This window comes from Kitasatospora sp. NPDC001547 (assembly GCF_042894165.1).
Lineage (GTDB): Bacteria > Actinomycetota > Actinomycetes > Streptomycetales > Streptomycetaceae > Kitasatospora.
Window position 1 is genome coordinate 38441 of the sequence record NZ_JBIAVL010000029.1, and the last position, 16281, is coordinate 54721.

The 16281-nt window shown below is 73.8% G+C and carries 15 protein-coding genes; 8 read left to right on the plus strand and 7 right to left on the minus strand.

Annotated elements, in window-relative coordinates; genetic code table 11:
* Positions 1-309 precede the first annotated feature (309 nt).
* A complete protein-coding gene (locus tag ACFY0X_RS32910) occupies positions 310-1851 on the plus strand; it encodes an MFS transporter (RefSeq protein ID WP_387760099.1) in 1542 nt (513 codons plus the stop codon).
* Positions 1852-1876: 25 nt separating this feature from the next.
* Here ACFY0X_RS32910 and purB read toward each other — a convergent pair whose 3' ends face one another.
* From purB to ACFY0X_RS32930, 4 genes are all read right to left on the minus strand, one after another.
* Positions 1877-3316: an adenylosuccinate lyase gene (gene purB, locus ACFY0X_RS32915; RefSeq protein WP_387760100.1), complete on the minus strand. Its 1440-nt coding sequence runs from the start codon at positions 3314-3316 to the stop codon at positions 1877-1879.
* 63 nt (positions 3317-3379) lie between these two features.
* Positions 3380-3835 (minus strand): MarR family winged helix-turn-helix transcriptional regulator, encoded by a 456-nt coding sequence (locus ACFY0X_RS32920; protein WP_387760102.1) that lies wholly within the window; start codon positions 3833-3835, stop codon positions 3380-3382.
* An 84-nt stretch (positions 3836-3919) separates the two neighbouring features.
* A complete protein-coding gene (locus tag ACFY0X_RS32925; RefSeq protein WP_387760103.1) occupies positions 3920-4336 on the minus strand; it encodes a DUF3037 domain-containing protein in 417 nt (138 codons plus the stop codon).
* Positions 4333-5088, minus strand: a complete 756-nt coding sequence (locus ACFY0X_RS32930) for a HipA family kinase (RefSeq protein WP_387760105.1) — start codon at positions 5086-5088, stop codon at positions 4333-4335. The genes ACFY0X_RS32925 and ACFY0X_RS32930 overlap by 4 nt, the downstream gene beginning before the upstream one ends.
* Positions 5089-5373: 285 nt before the next feature.
* On the opposite strand from ACFY0X_RS32930, the gene ACFY0X_RS32935 reads away from it, so the two are divergent.
* Entirely contained in the window at positions 5374-6732 is a 1359-nt protein-coding gene (locus ACFY0X_RS32935; protein ID WP_387760106.1) for an NAD(P)/FAD-dependent oxidoreductase, read from the plus strand.
* A 108-nt stretch (positions 6733-6840) separates the two neighbouring features.
* On the opposite strand, the gene ACFY0X_RS32940 is transcribed toward ACFY0X_RS32935, so the two are convergent.
* Together ACFY0X_RS32940 and ACFY0X_RS32945 are read right to left on the minus strand one after the other, a co-directional pair.
* Positions 6841-8043, minus strand: a complete 1203-nt coding sequence (locus ACFY0X_RS32940) for a GDSL-type esterase/lipase family protein (protein ID WP_387760107.1) — start codon at positions 8041-8043, stop codon at positions 6841-6843.
* A gap of 288 nt (positions 8044-8331) precedes the next feature.
* Positions 8332-9669: an aminotransferase class I/II-fold pyridoxal phosphate-dependent enzyme gene (locus tag ACFY0X_RS32945; RefSeq protein WP_387760108.1), complete on the minus strand. Its 1338-nt coding sequence runs from the start codon at positions 9667-9669 to the stop codon at positions 8332-8334.
* A 34-nt stretch (positions 9670-9703) separates the two neighbouring features.
* On the opposite strand from ACFY0X_RS32945, the gene ACFY0X_RS32950 reads away from it, so the two are divergent.
* The 6 genes from ACFY0X_RS32950 (at position 9704) to ACFY0X_RS32975 (ending at position 15423) form a co-directional block, all read left to right on the plus strand.
* The gene (locus tag ACFY0X_RS32950; protein ID WP_387760110.1) at positions 9704-10375 is read left to right on the plus strand and encodes a pyridoxamine 5'-phosphate oxidase family protein; all 672 of its coding nucleotides are present in this window, start codon (positions 9704-9706) and stop codon (positions 10373-10375) included.
* A 14-nt stretch (positions 10376-10389) separates the two neighbouring features.
* Positions 10390-11031, plus strand: a complete 642-nt coding sequence (locus ACFY0X_RS32955) for an FMN-binding negative transcriptional regulator (RefSeq protein WP_387760112.1) — start codon at positions 10390-10392, stop codon at positions 11029-11031.
* A 169-nt stretch (positions 11032-11200) separates the two neighbouring features.
* Positions 11201-12613, plus strand: a complete 1413-nt coding sequence (locus tag ACFY0X_RS32960) for a sugar porter family MFS transporter (RefSeq protein ID WP_387760113.1) — start codon at positions 11201-11203, stop codon at positions 12611-12613.
* Positions 12614-12690: 77 nt separating this feature from the next.
* Complete coding sequence (locus tag ACFY0X_RS32965) at positions 12691-13392, plus strand: dienelactone hydrolase family protein (RefSeq protein WP_387760115.1); 702 nt, start codon at positions 12691-12693, stop codon at positions 13390-13392.
* A 135-nt stretch (positions 13393-13527) separates the two neighbouring features.
* The gene (locus ACFY0X_RS32970) at positions 13528-14796 is read left to right on the plus strand and encodes an MFS transporter (RefSeq protein WP_387760117.1); all 1269 of its coding nucleotides are present in this window, start codon (positions 13528-13530) and stop codon (positions 14794-14796) included.
* 99 nt (positions 14797-14895) lie between these two features.
* Positions 14896-15423, plus strand: coding sequence for an HAD domain-containing protein (locus tag ACFY0X_RS32975; protein WP_387760119.1), 528 nt, complete (start codon positions 14896-14898; stop codon positions 15421-15423).
* Here ACFY0X_RS32975 and ACFY0X_RS32980 read toward each other — a convergent pair.
* Entirely contained in the window at positions 15401-16189 is a 789-nt protein-coding gene (locus ACFY0X_RS32980; RefSeq protein WP_387760120.1) for a CPBP family intramembrane glutamic endopeptidase, read from the minus strand. The genes ACFY0X_RS32975 and ACFY0X_RS32980 overlap by 23 nt on opposite strands.
* Positions 16190-16281 lie beyond the last annotated feature (92 nt).

Sequence of the window (16281 nt, forward strand, 5' to 3'; positions counted from 1 at the left end):
CGGCGGCAGGACTCGGCGTTCCACCCGGTGGATCCGTCCGGACTGGCCGGGCGGTCGCTGAACTAAAACCCATCCGTTCGGGTGAAGCAATGTCGATCTCTTGAAACCGCAACGATCCCCCCTGCCCCGGTGACCCTCCGCAGGCCCGGCCGTACGGTGCGTACACAATCCATTTACCCCCTGCCACTGATCCACGACCCTGCGCCGAGATCGGCGACACTGCGCACCCGCCCGCTCACCCACCGCCCAAACCCAACACACCCACCGGTGACCCTTGTCACGTGCGCCTCAGCAGCGCAGGATTCGCCCGTGGCCACCTCCGAGGCCGGCACCCTGCGCCTGGGCACCGCGCAGGGACGCTGGGTACTACTGGCGACGGTGCTCGGCTCCAGCATGGCGATGCTCGACGGCACCGTGGTGAACGTCGCCCTGCCCCGCATCGGCGCCGACCTCGGCGCCTCCCTGGCGTCCCTGCAGTGGACGCTGAACGCCTATCTGCTCACCCTGGCGGGCCTGATCCTGCTCGGCGGCGCGCTCGGCGACCGGTACGGGCGGCGCAAGGTCTTCCTGATCGGCGTGGTCTGGTTCGCCATCGCCTCCGCGGCCTGCGCCGCCGCGCCGAACATCCACGTGCTGATCGCCGCCCGCGCCGTCCAGGGCATCGGCGGCGCGCTGCTCACCCCCGGCTCGCTCGCCATGCTCCAGGCGGTCTTCCACCCTGACGACCGCTCGGCGGCGGTCGGCCTCTGGTCAGGCCTCGGCGGGGTGTCGGCCGCGGTCGGCCCCTTCCTCGGCGGCTGGCTGGTGGACGGCCCCGGCTGGCGCTGGATCTTCCTGCTGAACCTGCCGCTCGCCGCCGCCGTGATCGCGGTCACCACCCGCTCGGTGCCGGAGAGCCGGGACGAGGGCGCCGCCGGGCGCTTCGACGTGCTCGGCGCCGTGCTCGCCGCACTCGCCCTCGGCGCGATCACCTACGCGCTGACCGCGGCCGGCGAGGGCCTGTCCCCCACGGTCTGGACCAGCGGGGCGATCGGGCTGGTGCTCGGCGTCGTCTTCGTGGCCGTCGAGCGCCGCGCGCCCGACCCGATGCTGCCGCTCGGGTTGTTCTCCTCCCGGCTGTTCACCGCGGTGAACCTGGTCACCCTGTGCGTGTACGCGGCGTTCAGCGGCGTCTTCTTCCTGCTGGTGGTGCAGCTCCAGATCGTGTCCGGGTTCTCGCCCCTGGTCTCGGGCTTCGCCCTGGTGCCGATCACCGTCCTGATGCTGGCGCTGTCCGCCCGGGCCGGCCGCCTCGGCAAGCGGATCGGCCCGCGCGTCCCGCTGACCGTCGGCCCGATGCTGTGCGCCGCCGGGGTGCTGCTGATGCTGCGCACCGGGCCGGACTCCTCGTACTGGGTGGACGTGCTGCCCGCCGTCACGGTGATGGGCTGCGGGATGACGCTCCTGGTCGCGCCGCTCACGGCGACCGTGCTGGCGGCGGTCGAGGTCCGGCACGCGGGCATCGCCAGCGGGGTCAACAACGCCGCCGCCCGCGCGGCCGGCCTGCTCGCGGTGGCCGCCCTGCCGGCGCTGGCCGGGCTGAGCGGCGACGCCTACCGGGTGCCCGCCTCGGTCGACTCCGCCTTCCACACCGCGATGCTGATCTGCGCGGGCCTGCTGGCCGCCGGCGGGCTGATCGCCTTCGCGACCGTACGGGGCAACGTGCTGGCCCCCGAGGAGCAGCCGGTGGCCGAGCCGAACTGCGACTGGCCGTGCGGGACCACCACTCCGCCGTTCGACCCGGGCCACGTCCCCACGGCGCGCGAGAGCCCCGCCACCGGTCCGGCGGCGGGGCCCTCGCGGGAGAGCTGACGCTACGTCAGGATGTGCTGTCCGGTCAGAGGATGTCGCCCGGCGCGTACTTGGCGGCCTCCGGGTGGGCGGCCGCGACGGCCTCCACCTGGCGGACCACCTCGGCGACCTGGGCGCCGGCCGCGCCGGTGAAGGACAGCCGGTCGGCCAGCAGCGCGTCCAGCGCGGCCCGGTCCAGCGGGATCCGCTCGTCGGCGGCCAGCCGGTCCAGCAGCTCGTTCTCCCGGGCACCCGCGCGCATCGCCAGCGCGGAGGCGACGGCGTGCTCCTTGATGACCTCGTGCCCGGTCTCCCGGCCGACGCCCGCGCGCACCGCGCCCATCAGCACCTTGGTGGTGGCGAGGAACGGCAGGTAGCGGTCCAGCTCGGCCTCGACCACGGCGGGGAAGGCGCCGAACTCGTCCAGGACGGTCAGGAAGGTCTCCAGCAGGCCGTCGAAGGCGAAGAAGGCGTCCGGCAGCGCGACCCGGCGCACCACCGAGCAGGAGACGTCGCCCTCGTTCCACTGGTCGCCGGCCAGCTCGCCGGTCATCGAGGCGTAGCCGCGCAGGATGACGGCCAGGCCGTTGACGCGCTCGCAGGAGCGGGTGTTCATCTTGTGGGGCATCGCGGAGGAGCCGACCTGGCCCTCCTTGAAGCCCTCCGTGACCAGCTCGTGGCCGGCCATCAGCCGGATGGTCTTGGCCAGGCTGGACGGCGCGGCGGCCAGCTGGACGAGGGCGGTGAGCACCTCGAAGTCCAGCGAGCGCGGGTAGACCTGGCCGACGCTGGTCAGCACGTGGTCGAAGCCGAGGTGCCCGGCGACCCGGCGCTCCAGCTCGGCCAGCTTCCCGGTGTCGCCGCCGAGCAGGTCCAGCATGTCCTGGGCGGTGCCGACCGGGCCCTTGATCCCGCGCAGCGGGTAGCGGGCGATCAGCTCCTCCAGCCGGCGGAAGGCGACCAGCAGCTCGTCGGCGATCGACGCGAACCGCTTGCCCAGGGTGGTGGCCTGCGCGGCCACGTTGTGCGAGCGACCGGCCATGACCAGCTCGGAGTGCTGGGCGGCCAGCTTGGCCAGGCGCACCAGCACGGCCACCGTACGGTCGCGCACGTGCTCCAGCGACTGGCGGATCTGGAGCTGCTCGACGTTCTCGGTCAGGTCCCGGGACGTCATGCCCTTGTGGATCTGCTCGTGCCCGGCGAGGTCGCTGAACTCCTCGATGCGGGCCTTCACGTCGTGGCGGGTGACCCGCTCACGGGCGGCGATCGAGCCGAGGTCGACCTGGTCGATCACCCGCTCGTAGTCGGCGACGGCGTTCGCCGGCACCTCGACGCCGAGGTCCTGCTGGGCCTTCAGGACGGCGAGCCACAGGTGGCGCTCGAGGACCACCTTGTGCTCGGGGGACCACAGCTGGGCCAGGGTCGCCGAGGCGTACCGGGAGGCCAGGACATTGGGGATCTGGGGCTTCGCGCTCACGCTTCGCAAGCCTAACAGCCGAGGTCACGCCCCTCGCAGCCGCCAGGACGCTACGCCCGTAGAGCCCTGGCGCTACTGCGCGCCGCCCGTACGGCCGGCCAGCACCGGCAGCACCTGGGCGCAGATCGAGTGCAGGGCGATCCGCTGCTCGTCGGTCATCGCCTCGAAGGCCTGGTGGGTCCTGGCCATCTCGCCGCGGATCAGGTTCAGGATCTCCCGGCCCTCGGCCGTGATCACCACGATCTTCACCCGGCGGTCACCGGCCGCGGCCTCCCGGTTGGCCAGGCCCAGCGTCTCCAGCCGGTCCACGATCCCGGTGACGTTCGACGCGTCGCAGCCCAGCCGCCCGGCCAGCGCCCGCATCGGCACCGGCTCCTGCACCGCGCCCAGCGCCTTGGCCTGCGAGGAGGAGAGCCCGTGCCGGGCCGCGGCCGCCGCGAAGTCCTGGAAGTACGCGGCACCGACGGCGGCCAACGCCTCCATCAACTCGGCGTTGGTCGGTACGGTCGTCGTCGCTGTCGAACCCATGGGGCCAGGGTACGGCCAGGTGCTTCAGCAACTCAAGATTTGACCACGGCAACCGTCGGCGAGCCGTTCCGCGGCCGCCCGGAGTCAGAGCACCAGTTGGTCGAACAGCCGCCGCAGCTCCGTGTCCGGGTCCGCGGTCAGCCCGGTGTGCACCGGCCCCGGCTGGACGATCGCGCTGCGCGGCGCGGTCAGCCAGCGGAACCGCTGCCCGGGGCTGTCCCCCGCCGCCGGACCGGCCTGCGGGCCGCCGTGGCAGACCGCCTCGATCCCGTGCAGCGCCCGCCGCACGCCCTGCACGTCCGCCACCGGGTCCAGCGCCAGCAGCCGGGCCTGGTCCAGGTGGGTACGGGCGGCGAGGTGCGAACTCTGCCGGCAGTACAGCAGCACCCCGACGTTGACGCACTCGCCGCGCTCGACCCTCGGCACCGCGCGGATCACGGCGTACTCGTAGTCGTGCAGCTCGACGGTGGCCGGCAGCGAGGACGGCACGGACCCGGTCATGCGGACACCTCCGGCAGCCAGTCGCGCGGACCGGCCAGTCGCTCGGTCAGCTGGGCGCGGTACGCGGCGCGCACCTCGTCGGGCGAGTCGAAGCCGAACTCGTCCACCAGCCAGACCTCGGGGATCTGCGCCACCGCGCCCTCGATCGCCGCCTCGGCGAGCGGCGCGAGCGCCTTGTCGGCCGCCGCCAGGTCCGGCCGGGCCCCCAGCAGCGCGTGGTCGGAGGCGTCGTACGGACGGCGGATCCAGGAGGCGGCACCCGACCAGTTGTGGTGGAAGATCAGGCTCGCGCCGTGGTCGATCAGCCGCAGCCCGCCGGTCGCCACCAGCAGGTTCGGATTGCGCCAGGAGCGGTCGACGTTCCCGATCAGCGCGTCGAACCAGAGCACCTGCCCGGCGAGCTCCGGGTCCACCTCGAAGCAGAGCGGGTCGAAGTTGAGCGCGCCGCTGACGAAGGCCATCCCCAGGTTGGTCCCGCCGCTGGCCCGCATCTGGTCCTGGACCTGGTGGTCCGGCTCGCTGCGCGCGAGCACCGGGTCCAGGTCGATCGTCACCAGCTCCGGCACCGGCAGCCCGAGCCGCCGGCCGAGCTCCCCGGCCAGCACCTCCGCGACCAGCGCCTTGCGGCCCTGCGCCGCGCCGACCCATTTCAGCGCGTACAGCCGCCGATCGTCGGCCTCGACCAGGCCCGGCATCGAGCCGCCTTCTCGCAGTGGCGTCACGTACCGGATCGCCGTCACCTCGGGTAGCACGGCCGACAGCTTATCGGTGTCCCCGCCGCTTCCTCTCCTTCCTCCCACCGCCACCCCGGCACAACCCGGCTCACGCACCCCACTCCCCACCTCCGCACTCACATCCGCCACACCTCCATGGCCCCGCCCATGTCGTTACGCCCCAGTGGCAACGCCCGTCACTCCGACCTCCCACCACACTCCCTTCCTCCCCCACCCCCACGGCCCCGCCCCGGTGGCAGCCCCCGCTGCTCCGTGCGAGTGTGGCGGACAGTAATGGGGACCTTCACGGCAAAGGGATGAGCGATGGAACGACCTCGGATCCTGATCGTGGGCGGTGGCTTCGCCGGCCTGGAGTGCGCCCGCCGCCTCGAACGAAAGCTGTCACCGTCGGAGGCCGAGATCTCGCTGGTCACGCCGTTCAGCTACCAGCTCTACCTCCCCCTCCTCCCCCACGTCGCGGCCGGCGTGCTCACCCCGCAGTCCGTGGCCGTCTCCCTGCGCCGCTCGCTGCGCCGCACCCACATCGTCCCCGGCGGCGCCATCGGCGTGGACCCGGCGTCCAAGGTGTGCGTCGTCCGCAAGATCACCGACGAGGTGGTCGCGCAGCGGTACGACGTCCTGGTGCTCGCCCCGGGCAGCGTCACCCGCACCTTCGACATCCCCGGCCTCACCGACTACGCCCGCGGCATGAAGACGCTCGCCGAGGCCGCCTACGTCCGCGACCACGTGATCGCCCAACTCGACCTCGCCTCCGCCACCGTGGACCAGAAGGAGCGCGAGTCCCGGCTCCAGTTCGTGGTGGTCGGCGGCGGCTACGCGGGCACCGAGACCGCCGCCTGCCTCCAGCGGCTGACCACCGCAGCCGCCCACCGCTACCCGCGCCTGGACGCCCGGCAGATCAAGTGGCACCTGATCGACATCGCCCCGAAGCTGATGCCGGAGCTCGGCGACCCGCTCGGCGAGGCCGCCCTGGAGGTGCTGCGCGACCGCGGCATCGAGGTGTCGCTGGGCGTCTCGGTGGCCGAAGTCGGCGCCGAGACCGTCAAGTTCACCGACGGCCGGGTGCTTCCCTGCCGCACCCTGATCTGGACCGCCGGGGTGGCCGCGAGCCCGCTGATCGGCACCCTGGACGCCGAGACGGTCCGCGGCCGGCTGGCCGTGACGGCGGAGATGCGGGTGCCGCAGTTCGAGGGCGTGTTCGCGATCGGCGACGCCGCCGCCGTCCCCGACCTCGCCAAGGGTGACGGCGCGGTCTGCCCGCCGACCGCCCAGCACTCCGCCCGCCAGGGCCGCGCGGTCGCGAACAACGTGATCGCCTCGCTCCACAACCAGCCCCTGGAGCCGTACTACCACAAGGACTTGGGCCTGGTGGTCGACCTCGGCGGCAAGGACGCGGTGTCCAAGCCGCTCGGCGTGGAACTGCGCGGGGTGCCCGCCCAGGTGGTGGCGCGCGGCTACCACCTGATGGCGATGCGCACCAACGCGGCCAAGTTCCGGGTGGGCGCCAACTGGCTGCTCAACGCGACCGCCGGCGACGACTTCGTCCGCACCGGCTTCCTCGCCCGCCAGCCCGCCCGGCTGCAGGACTTCGAGTACACCGACGCGTACTTGACGAAGGATCAGGTCCGCGCGCACGCCCAGTCGCTGCTCGCGAAGGGCTGAGCTCCGAGCGCCGAGCACCGCGCGCCGACCGGAACACGGAGCGAAAGCGGGACGGCGAGCCGAACGGCGCCCCCGCGGCCGGAGCCGCGGGGGCGCCGGACCGTGCGGTCACCGTGCGGTCAGGTACATCCCGCTCGCGTCCTGCCCGGCCGTGTTGCGGCACGCGTAGTCACCGCTCGGACGCGCCCACAGCAGCGTCAGGCAGCGCCCGACCGCCTGCTGGCCGTAGTAGTTGGGGTGCATCGACTCCTGCAGCACGCCCTGCGTGGAGTTGAGCCCGCCGTCCAGGAAGCGCGCCCACTCGCTGGTGGTCGCGGACGGACCCGAGGTCGCGGTCGGCTGCCTGGTGGCCGTCGAGCAGACCTCGCGGCCCTGCAGCATGTCCGACAGGTCCAGGAACTGCGCGCCCTTGGCGGCGGCGACGCCCGCCAGCGACCGGGAGATCTGCGGCACCATCGAGTCGCGCGCCCAGTCGGCGTCCCCGTCCCAGAACGGGCAGCCGCCGGTGTCGGAGCGGGTCCAGCCGCTCTCCGGGTAGCGCATCTCGGCGCTGCGCGGGACCGGCGACGGGTAGGACTGCAGCACCAGGCGGTAGTCCGACCGCGCGTAGCCGGCGTCGGCCATCACCGCGCGGACCTCGTCGATCGCCTTGCCGACCCCGGCCATCGCCGCGGGCATCTTGGCGTCGATCTGGGACTGCGCGGAGCCGTGGCAGTACGAGTACCAGATCAGGTAGTCCTGCACGCAGGTGGAGATGACGTCGGCGAAGCCCAGGTCGTTGCCGCCGATCGACAGGGTGATCAGCTTGACGTTGTTCTGCCGTGCCACGGCGGCGAGTTGGTCGGCCTGCGGGGCCTCGCCCTTGTACGACTGGCCGCCGTTGGAGGCGCGGAAGACGTTCGCGGTGACGGCGCCGGAGCAGGCCAGGTTGATCTCGTTCTGGGCGCCGGTGGAGGCGCTGAGCACCTCGGCGACGTCCGAGCGGTCGCACCCGCTCGTGGCGGTGGCGCCGTAGATCCGCGAGGGGTCGTACGAACTGCCGGTCCAGGCGCGGTCGGTGCCGTTGCGGCTGCCGCTGGTGCCCGCCGAGTTGCCCTTCCAGCGGCCGGCCTCGCCGGAGATGTAGCTGTCGCCGAGCGTGACGCTGGCGGTGGGCCCGGACGGCACGGCGGCCGTCGCGGACGGGGCGGCGGAGGCCGGCGAGGCGGCGGCCAGGCCCGCGACGGCGAGCGGGAGGGCGAGCGCTGCGGTGAGCAGCCGTCGGGCGGGTCGAGGGGCGCTGCGGGTGTTGTTCGAACAGTTCTCGGGCACTGCGGAACTCCTGCGGCTCGGTCTTCCCGCGGCATGGGGAACGGGAGGACGCCTGGGTGAGGGTGGGCCGCCGGCCGGTGGCGCGATGAAGATGACATGCCCGCGCCGGTTACCGCTAGGTAGCTGCAGGAGGTTTCCGCTTTTGTTACCGCCGGGTTCAGACCAAGCCCGCGGCCGACGACCGGATGCCGCCCGCGGTTCACACCCGCAACACCTGCCCCACCCACCCCACAGGCCCCGAGCCGCGAGGCCCCGGGCCCGAGCCCCCAGACCCCGGGACCCGGGGGCTCACACCAGCCGCGATCCACCCCCACCCGTCCCCAGCACCGCCGCCAGGTCCTCCGCCAGTTCCCGCGCCTGCGCCGCCTCCAGCCGCGCCGTGGTGAACCGCAGCCCGGGCGGCGACTGGATCCGGTACCGCGCGCCGGGCGCCGCGACCCAGCCGCGCTGCACCAGCGCCGCCAGCACCGAGGTCTCGTCCGGCACCGGCACCCAGACGTTCAGCCCGCTCCGCCCGTGCGCGGCGATCCCCCGGGCCGCCAGCTCGCCCAGCAGCGCGTCCCGCCGGGCCCGGTACGCGGCGGCCACCCGGTCCGCCGGCGCGGCGTCGCCGCGCCACAGCTCCGCGACGGTGCGCTGCAGCAGGTGGCTGACCCAGCCGGCGCCCAGCCGCAGCCGGCCGACCACCCGCCCGATCGTCTCCTCGTCGCCGACCGCCACCGAGACCCGCAGGTCGGGCCCGTACGCCTTGGCCGCCGAGCGCACCACCGCCCAGTGCCGGGTCTCGGCGCCGACGAGCGAGTGGTAGGGCTGGTCGACCATGCCGTGCCCGTGGTCGTCCTCGACCAGCAGTACCCCGGGGTGCTCGGCCAGGACGGCCTTCAGCGCCTCGGCCCGCCGCGCGGTGAGCGCCGCCCCGGTCGGGTTCTGCGCCCGACTGGTGACCACCACGGCGCGGACGCCCTCGGTCAGCGCCTCGGCCAGCGCGTCCGGCAGCGGGCCCTCGTCGTCCAGCCGGACGGGCACCTGCCGCAGCCCCAGCGCGGGCAGCAGGTCGAGCAGGCTGCCCCAGCCCGGGTCCTCGACGGCCACCGCGTCGCCGGGGCGCAGCCGGGCGCCGAGGATCCGTTCGATGGTGTCCAGCGAGCCGGAGGCGACGGCGATCGGGCCGCCGGGCAGCCCGTCGGCCTCGAAGGAGGCGCGGGCGAGCGCGAGCAGCAGCGGGTCGACGGCGGCGTGCCCGTACAGCACCGGGTCGGTGCGCGCGGCCTCGGCGGCGGCCGCCAGCGCCGGGGTGAGGTCGGGCAGCAGGGCCGGGTCGGGGTTGCCGGTGGAGAGGTCGCGGGCGTGCGGCGGGACGGGGATGCGGATCTGGTCGCGGGGGGTGAGGGCGGGCCTGGGCAGGATGCGGCTGCCCTTGCGCCCGGCGGTCTCGATCACCCCGCGGTCGCGCAGCAGCCGGTAGGCGGCGGCGACGGTGTTGGGGTTGACGCCCAGTTCGGCGGCGAGGTCGCGCAGCGGGGGCAGCGCGGTTCCGGGGGCGAGCCGTCCGCTGCTCACGCCCTGTTCGATGTGGGCGGCGATTTCGCTGGCGCGTCGCCCTTTCAGCGGATAGTCTCCTAGCACAAAGCAAATTATGCACTAGTACATAGAGGATGTCATGTCAGCCAACCCGGAAGGCTCGCCCAGCTACTCCCGCACACCCAGGACCACCCCCACCCGCTACCGGGACCGGGCCACCTGGGAGCAGGAGGCGATCCACGCCATCCTCGACAGCGCCTACATCTGCCACCTCGGCTTCGTCGTCGACGGCGCCCCCGTGGTCCTGCCGACGATCTACGCCCGGGTCGGCAGCCGGCTCTACGTCCACGGTTCCACCGGCAGCCGCCCGCTGCGCAACGCCGCCGGCGAGCAGGGCATGCCGGTCTGTGTCACCGTCACCCAGGTCGACGCGCTGGTGCTGACCAAGTCCGCGTTCAACCACTCGGTGAACTTCCGCTCGGTGGTCGCCCACGGCACGGCGTACCAGGTCACCGACCCCGAGGAGCTGGACGTCGCGCTCGCCGCGCTGGTCGACCACGCGGTGCCGGGGCGTTCCGCCGAGGTCCGTCCGGCCAACGCCAAGGAGCTCGCCGCCACCGCCGTCATCCGGCTGGAGCTGGACGAGGTCTCGGCCAAGACCCGCGAGGACGGCGCCGACGACGATCCGGAGGACGTCGGCCTGCCGCACTGGTCCGGCCTGATCCCGGTCACCACCGTGCACGGCACCCCCGAGCCGCACCCCGGCACCACCGTCCCGCTCCCCGCGCACCTGCGCGGCTACCCCCGCTGACGGGAGGCCCACCCGTGCTGATCCGATCCTGGGACCGCGGTGACGAGGCCGAGTGGCGCGCCTGGCTGGCCGAGGGGCGGGACTTCGGCCTGCTCGCCGCCAACGGCCGCCCCGGCGAGGGGCCGGTGCTCGTCCCCACCCACTTCCTGCTGGACGTCGACCGCGGCGAGGTCCTGCTCCACCTCGCCGCGCCCAACCCGCTGCTCGCCGCCGTCCGGGCCGATCCGCAGGTCACCCTCGCGGTCACCGACGGCTACGCCTTCGCCCCGGGCCACTGGCGCGGCGCCCCGGGCACGCCCACCAGCTACTACGCCTCGGTCCACTTCCACTGCACCGCCGAGGTGGTGGAGTCGGCGGCCGGCAAGGCGGAGATCCTCAACCGTCAGCTGGCGCACTTCCAGCCCGAGACGCCGGAGGTCCGGGTGGTGCCCGGCGAGGGCGAGCTGGCCCGGCAGCTGCCCGGGCTGCGCGCGCTCCGGTTGACGGTGAACGAGGTGCGGGCCAAGTTCAAGTACGACGACAAGAAGCCCGCCGAGGCGCAGTACGCGATCGCCGACCGGCTCGCCGAGCGGGCCGACGGCAGCGGGCGCGGCCGCGACCAGTACGCCGCGGCCCGTACCCAGTTGCTCCGCCGTCACCGACGGCGCACCGCCTAGGCGTGTCTGCCACACCCTGGCCGCGCACCGAGCGGCCGCGCACCACCGGCTGACCCCGGATCACCCGATCGGCCGCCAACTCGGGCAGGTCGGCGGCGGCGCTGCTCGAATGTGAGACGAGCCCTGCCCACTCGGCGTCAGAGCGGGCCCGTCCACCCCGGGAGCGCGCGTGTCCTCAGTCAACAGCCAACCGGCGGCCGGCGAGTCCCACCTCGGTCACGTGGTGTTCATCTCGGCGGCCGCCGCCATGGGCGGTTTCCTGTTCGGCTACGACAGCGCGGTGATCAACGGCGCCGTGACGGGCATCCAGAAGCACTTCGCGGTGGGCCACGGCACGACCGCCTTCGTGGTGGCGATCGCGCTGCTGGGTTCGGCGGCCGGCGCGGTGATGGCCGGCCGGCTCGCCGACCACCTCGGCCGGGTGCGCACGATGCTGCTGGCCGCCGCACTGTTCGCGGCCAGCGGCATCGGCTCGATGTTCCCGCCGAACATCGAGGTTCTCGCCACCTGGCGCGTGGTCGGCGGCGTCGCGATCGGCATCGCCTCGGTGATCGCGCCGACCTACATCGCCGAGGTCGCCCCGACGGCGTACCGCGGCCGGCTCGCTTCCTTCCAGCAGATGGCGATCGTGCTCGGCATCACCGTCTCCCAGCTCGCCAACTGGGCGCTCAACCAGGCCGCCGGCGGCGAGTCCACCAACCACCTCGGCGGCGTCCAGGCCTGGCAGTGGATGCTCGGCGTCGAGGCCATCCCGGCCTTGGTCTACGGGTTGATGGCGCTCGCCATCCCGGAGTCGCCGCGCTTCCTGATCGCCGACCACCGCGAGGCGCAGGCCCGCAAGGTGCTGGTCGAGGTCGAGGGCGAGGGGGTGGACCTGGACGCCCGCGTGGCGGAGATCCGCGCGGTGCTGGAGTCCGCCCGCAAGCCCCGGCTCGGCGACCTGCTCGGCGGCCGCTTCGGCCTGCTGCCGATCGTCTGGGTCGGCATCGGCGCCTCGGTGTTCCAGCAGTTCGTCGGCATCAACGTGATCTTCTACTACTCGTCCTTCCTGTGGCAGTCGGTCGGCATCAACGAGTCCAACTCCCTGCTGATCAGCCTCTCCACCTCGATCATCAACGTGATCGGCACGGTGATCGCGATGGCCCTGGTGGACCGGATCGGGCGAAAGCCGCTCGCCCTGGCCGGCTCGATCGGGATGGCGGCCGCGCTGGGCACCGCCGCCTGGGCGTTCTCCTACCGGCACGGCACCGGCGACACCGCCACCCTGGACGACACCCACGCCACCGTCGCCCTGGTCGCCGCGCACGTCTTCGTGCTCTGCTTCGCGTTCTCCTGGGGCGTGGTGGTCTGGGTGCTGCTCGGCGAGATGTTCCCCAACCGGATCCGCGCCCTGGCGCTGTCCGTCGCCGCCTCGGCGCAGTGGATCGCCAACTGGGCGATCACCGTCAGCTTCCCGGACCTCGCCGACTGGAACCTGTCCGCGACGTACGTCATCTACGCGGCCTTCGCGCTGCTCTCCATCCCGTTCGTGGCCTTCTGCATCAAGGAGACCAAGGGCCGTGCCCTGGAGGAGATGGGCTAGCACCCCCGGCGCAGCACCCCCGGGGCCCGCCCCACCGATCCCCCGCCGTACCCGGCCCGAACCACCGAGAGGAAGCCATGCCTGAACAGGGCGGCTCCCGGCAGAACGTCACCTTCCCGAGCAACGGCCGCACCGCGCACGGCTACCTGGCCCGCCCGCCGCAGGGCGTCGGGCCGGGCCTGGTGGTGGTCCAGGAGTGGTGGGGCCTCACCTCGCACATCGCCGACGTGGCCGACCGCTTCGCCGCCGAGGGCTTCACCGTCCTGGCCCCCGACCTGTTCGGCGGCGCCACCACCCACGACGGCGCCGAGGCGGCCCGCTTCGAGCGCGACCTCCCGGTCGACCGGGCGGTGGAGGACCTGGCCGGGGCGGTCGACCACCTGCTCGCACTGGACGGCGTGGTCGGCGACGCGGTCGGCGCGGTCGGCTTCTGCATGGGCGGCGGCTTCGCCCTGCTGCTGGCCGCCCGGGCCGGCGACAAGGTGGCCGCCGTGGTCCCGTTCTACGGCCTGCCACCCGACCCGGACTTCGACTACCGCGGCCTGACCGCCCACGTGCTGGGCCACTTCGGCGAGTTGGACGGCTCGATCCCGATGGACGCGGTGGACGAGGCGGCGATCCGGATCGGCGAGGCCACCGATGTCCGCCCGGAGGTCCACTTCTACCCGGCCGGGCACGCCTTCATGAACGACGAGAACCTGCTCGGCACCTACGACCCGCTCCAGGCCCGGATCGCCTGGCGCCGGACCCTCACCTTCCTCTGGGGCCACCTCGGCTGACTCCGGCGCCGCCCCGCCCGGCTCCCGGGCCACCTCCGCCCACGCCGGCGCCACCCCGGCTGAAACCCCACCCTCCGGGCGTCCCGGTGGGAAAAGCGGATGGACACCCGTACGGCCCCACGGCATAGTCGCCGGGTGCCGACCCCACCCCCGCCCCCACGCCGCTTCGCCTGGGCGAGCCGCAACTTCCGCATCCAGACCGCCGCCACCGTGATCAGCGGCCTCGGCAACGCCGGAGCCCCCATCGCGACCGCCTTCGCCGTGCTCGGCACCGGCGGCAGCACCACCGAGGTCGGCTACGTCACCGCCGCCCGGCTGGTCCCCACCGTGCTGCTCATGATCGTGGGCGGCACCCTCGCCGACCGGCTGCCGCGCCACCTGATCATGGTCGCCGCCAACGTGTTCAGCGGCGTCTCCCAGGCCGTCCTGGCCGCCCTGGTGCTGACCGGGGACGTCCGGCTCTGGCAGATGCTGGCCCTCTCCGCGGCCGGCGGGGCCGGCTACGCCCTCTACTCCCCCGCCTCCGGCGGCATGATCATGCAGGCCGTCCCCCAGGAGCACGCCGCCCGCGCCTTCGCGGTCTTCCGGATGGGTCTCAACGCCTCCCAGATCGGCGGCGCCGCCCTCGGCGGCGCGCTCACCGCCGCCGTCGGCCCTGGCTGGGTGCTCGCCCTGGACGCCCTGTGCTTCCTGGCCGCCGCCGCCCTCCGCTTCTTCCTGGAGCCGGAGAAGGCCCCCGCCCCCTCCGGCTCCAGCATGCTGCGCGACCTTCGCGAGGGCTGGCGGGAGTTCGCCTCCCGCCGCTGGCTCTGGGTGATCGTGCTCCAGTTCTCCGTCCTGGTCGCCTGCGTCAACGCGGTCGAGTCGGTGTACGGGCCGACGGCCGCCAAGGAGCGGCTCGGCGGGGCGGGCGCCTGGGGTCTGGCGATGTCCGCCTACGGTGTCGGCCTGGTGGCCGCCAGCCTGCTGATGACGCGCTGGCGGCCCCGCCGGATCCTGCTGGTCGGCAACTGGGGGGTCTTCCTGTTCGGCGTGCCCGCCCTCGCCCTCGCCGCCGAGGTGCCGCTGCCGCTGCTGGTCGCAGCGATGTTCCTGTCCGGCGTCGGCGTCACCGTCTTCAGCGTCAACTGGATGGTCGCGCTCCAGCAGGAGATACCCGAGGAGATGTTCTCCCGGGTCACCGCGTACGACGAGCTCGGCTCCTACTCGCTCGCCCCGGTCGGCACCGCGCTGGCCGGCCCCGCCGCCGTGGCGCTCGGGCTGGCCGGCGCGCTCTGGGCCTGCGCCGTCGCCTGCCTGGTGCTCAGCGCGGTCGTCCTGCTGGACCCGCAGGTGCGTCGGCTGAGCCGTCGGAGCACGGCGGACGCACCGGTGCGCGTCGACGAGCCCGCGCCCGCCCCCTGAGCGCCCGCGCGCCCCGCGTGCGCCCGCCCGTGGGCAACCGGAGGTACGCGCGGGGCGTCCGACCAGTCAGGAAACACCACCGTCCCTGGGGGCCCACCGGTGCCGAAGCCACTGCTGTTCCTGGACGTCGACGGCGTCCAGAACCCGGTCTGCCCGCACCCGGACGCCGGGTTCGACGCCCACACCCTGTTCGGCTACACCGTCCTGCTGTCCGCCCGGCACGGCGCCTGGCTGCGCGAACTCACCGGAACGTACGACCTGGTCTGGGCCACGACCTGGGAGGAGCACGCCAACACCCACATCGCCCCGGCGATCGGACTGGACCCGCTCCCGGTGGTCACCTTCACCGGCTACGTCCCGCAGCCCGGCGACCCGCGCGTCCCCCTGATGGAGCTGTTCTCTGCCGCCAAGTGGGCGCCGCTGCTGCGCTACGCCGGGAGCCGGCCGTTCGCCTGGGTGGACGACGTCATCCCGCCGCGGCTGGTCCGCCGCTCCCACTGGCGCCAGGACCGCCTGCTGCTGCCCGTCGACCCCGGCCAGGGCCTGGAGCGCCGGCACGTCGACCGGCTGCTCGCCCGGCCGCCGCGCGGCCGGGCGCAGGCGCTCAGGGGGTCGGCAGCCAGCTGACGTGCCCGGCCAGCAGCGCGTACCCGACGAAGGCCACCGTGTCGATCAGCGCGTGCGCCGCCACCAGCGGCATCACCCGCCCCCAGCGCCGGTACAGCAGGCAGAACACCGCGCCCATCACCATGTTGCCGACCATCCCGCCGACCCCCTGGTACAGGTGGTACGAGCCGCGCAGCACCGAACTCGCCACCACCGCCGCCGGCCAGGACCACCCCAACTGCCCGGCCCTGCGCAGCAGGTAGCCGAGGACGACGACCTCCTCCAGGATCGCGTTCTGCCAGGCCGACAGCACCAGCACCGGCACCCGCCACCACACGTCCGGCAGCCCGGACGGCGCCACCGTCAGGTTGTACCCGGCCGCCTGCGAGGCCAGGTAGAGCGCCAGCCCCGACCCGCCGATCGCGGCCGCGACGGCGGCGCCCCGCCCCAGGTCCCGCAGCTTCTGCCCGAGGTCGAAGCCCAGCACCCGCAGCGCGACCCCCTCGCGCACCAGCAGGTAGCCGACCAGCACCACCGGCATCAGCCCGCGCCCGACGTAGTACAGCTGCCACACCAGGTCCAGCCAGGGCCGCCCGGGCGCCCGCGAGCCGTTCAGCGTGGCGACCTGCTGGCCGAGCTTGAGCGGTTCGGTGAGCGAGCCGGCGAAGCTGATCAGCGCACTGATCCCGCTGGCCCCGAGGGAGAGGCCGAGGACGATCAGCAGCTCCACGCCGAACAGCCGACGGGTGGGCTTCGCGGTCTCCGGCGCGGTCGGGACGGTGGTCACGGGGGCTCCAGCGGACGGGCGGTCGCTCCGGCCGTCGGCCGACCGCCGGAGCGATCATCCTGACACAGCCGCCGGACCGCCCCGGCGGCGAG